This window comes from Oscillibacter sp. CU971 (genome assembly GCF_905219725.1).
GTDB lineage: Bacteria > Bacillota > Clostridia > Oscillospirales > Oscillospiraceae > Oscillibacter.
In genome coordinates, this window is the sequence record NZ_CAJMXG010000320.1 from 1 (window position 1) to 2,774 (window position 2,774).

Sequence of the window (2,774 nt, forward strand, 5' to 3'; positions counted from 1 at the left end):
TGCTCCAGTCCGAACACAAGGACTGGAACGAGGATCTCAAGGCCCGGCGTGGTCTCCCTGCTCAGGAGGCGGAGGAGCATCCCCAGCTTATTGCCGCTTCGGAGGTCTGCGGCAGGATCGGAGTCTACATGGAGGAGTGTGTCATTCCAGAACGGGTAGGCCGTGAGCTGACAAATGCGCTCTGCGGATATGAGATGAATCTCCGCAGGGACTACCCGGAGGGAGCCATGACCTGCATCGAGCTGGCCTCCGCGCTGGCTCTGTACGCCTATGGCCGGGGGCTGCGTCAGCTGAGTGAACCACATAGCAGTGAGGAACTGTTAGAGCAACTGCGGAGCTGTATCCATCCCCACCAGAATCGGAGCAGCTTGAACAGCCGCACCGCTGTGTTGGCGGAACAGGCTCATGCTGTTTTGAAGCTGGCCTCCAAGCCTGGCATCCGCAGTGAGGCGGAAAAACGACAGCTGACGGAAGGCTGGCTGGAGCTGGCGCTGTCCTGCGCAAAGATATCCGTCAAGTATGAGGCGGACGTTTTGAAACAGCAGCAGAAACAGGAACAAGCGGCACTGCAACAAGAAATGGGGTGAATTTATGACGCCGCAGACGATCATGTTAATTTTACTGGCGGGCGGGATGCTTCTGCTCATCGCCGCCGCCACGCACTTCTCCGGAAGTGGAAATCTGGACAACATCAAATCCAAGACCGTTGGCGACGGCCAGCATGGGACCGCCCGCTGGGCCAACAGGAAAGAGATCCAGCAGACCTACCGGCACATCCCCTTCCATGTGAGAGAGTGGCGCTCCGGAAAGAACCTGCCCAAAGCACAGGGGCTGGTGCTGGGCTGTGTGGGAAAGAAGAATGCCGTCACCGCCCTGGTGGACACGGACGATATCCACTGCCTGATGATCGGCGCATCCGGCGTGGGCAAGACGGCGTTCTTCCTGTACCCAAATATGGAGTACGCCTGTGCCAGTGGGATGAGTTTCCTGGCCCTTGACACCAAGGGCGACCTCGCCCGGAACTACGGCGCCGTGGCCTTACAGCACTACGGCTACAAGGTGGCGGTGATCGACCTGCGCAATCCCACCAGGTCAGACGGGTACAACCTCCTCACGCTCATCAACCGCTACATGGACATCTGCCGGGAACAGCCGTCCAATCTGGCGGCGAGAGCCAAGGCGGAGAAGTACGCAAAAATATTAGCGAAAACCATTATAAACCCAGAAGGTGATGCCGGTAATTATGGGCAGAACCAGTTCTTTTACGATTCTGCTGAGGGACTGCTTACAGCAGTCGTTCTCCTGCTGGCGGAGTATCTGCCGCCTACAGAGGAGGCTCCCCAGGAGCGGCGGCACATCGTCAGCGTGTTCAAGCTGGTGCAGGATCTGCTGGCGCCCAGCAAGACCGCCAAGGGCAAGAACGGCTTTCAGGTCATGATGGACACACTCCCCGACACGCACAAGGCCCGGTGGTTCGCCGGAGCCGCTCTCAACTCGGCGGAACAGGCCATGGCCTCGGTCATGTCCACGGTGCTGTCCAGGCTGAACGCCTTCCTGGACTCCGAGCTGGAGCAGGTGCTGTGCTTCGACAGCGCCATTGACGCGGAAGCCTTTGCCTCCCAGAAGTCCGCCATCTTCCTCGTTCTGCCGGAAGAAGACCCCAGCAAGAACTTCATGGCTGGCCTGATGATCCAGACACTCTCCCGTGAGCTGTTCTCCGTGGCGGACGAGAACGGCGGCAAGCTGCCCAACCGAGTAGTGCTGTTCTGCGACGAGCTGGGCACCATGCCCGCCTTCGATATCCTGCCCCTGTTCAGCGCCGGCCGGTCCCGCAAGCTGACTCTGGTTCCTATCATCCAGTCGCTGGCCCAGTTGGAGAAGAACTACGGTAAGGAGGGCGCAGAGATCATAGTAGATAATGTGCAGGATACGATCTTCGGCGGCTTCGCCCCCAATTCCCAGACCGCTGAGGTGCTGTCCAAAGCCCTGGGCAGCCGCACGGTCATGAGCGGATCGGTGAGCAAGGGCGGCGGGAAGGACAGCGCCAGCCGCTCCCTCCAGATGATGGAGCGGCCTCTCATGACGCCGGATGAGCTGAAGTCCATCCCAAAGGGCCAGTTTGTAGTGATGAAGACGGGGACGCACCCCATGCAGACACGGCTCAGGCTCTTCCTGGACTGGGGCATCTCCTTCGGTGATCCGTATCTGCTGCCGGAGCGGGCCGCACGCACCGTGGCCTATGCCAACAAGCAGGAGCTGGAGCAGGCGATCTTCCGCTGTCACCACGCACAGCCAGCGGAGAGCGATACCCCTCCCGCTCCCCCGGTTCCTCCGAAAACTCCAACTGCCAGAGGCGGCGCGTCCTACGCTCAGGCCAGACGCACCAGGCGGGAGCCGCCTCCCCCTGTGGTTGTCCGCACAGATGGGGGGCAGGAGTAGTCTATGGGATACTTTGAGAAGATCTATCAATCCGATCTGAACCACCGGGCCAGGGCTGTGTATATGTACCTGAAGGATCATGCCGACAGCGAGGGCAAGTGCTGGCCGGGAATACGCACGATTTCCGCCGAGCTGCGGATGTCCCGCTCCACCGTCAAGCGGGCACTGGATGATCTGTGCAAGGCGGAACTGATCTCCAAGGAGCATCGCTGGCGGGAGAACGGGAGCCTCAGCTCAAATTTATACCGGCTGAAGTAGTGCGAAAAAATAAAAGTTCTCCGCCAGGGGGGTATTGCGCCCTGGCGGAGAACTTAGGGTGGGTTCACCACGAACCA

2 protein-coding genes and 1 pseudogene are annotated in these 2,774 nt (G+C 60.0%); all 3 read left to right on the forward strand.

Going from position 1 to position 2,774, the window contains the following annotated elements:
- Window positions 1-587, forward strand: a pseudogene (locus JX325_RS14780) (hypothetical protein); the annotation flags it as partial.
- A 4-nt stretch (window positions 588-591) separates the two neighbouring features.
- The gene (locus tag JX325_RS14785) at window positions 592-2,439 is read left to right on the forward strand and encodes a type IV secretory system conjugative DNA transfer family protein (RefSeq protein ID WP_374220638.1); all 1,848 of its coding nucleotides are present in this window, start codon (window positions 592-594) and stop codon (window positions 2,437-2,439) included.
- 3 nt (window positions 2,440-2,442) lie between these two features.
- Window positions 2,443-2,697, forward strand: a complete 255-nt coding sequence (locus tag JX325_RS14790; RefSeq protein WP_204791839.1) for a helix-turn-helix domain-containing protein — start codon at window positions 2,443-2,445, stop codon at window positions 2,695-2,697.
- Window positions 2,698-2,774: the final 77 nt, after the last annotated feature.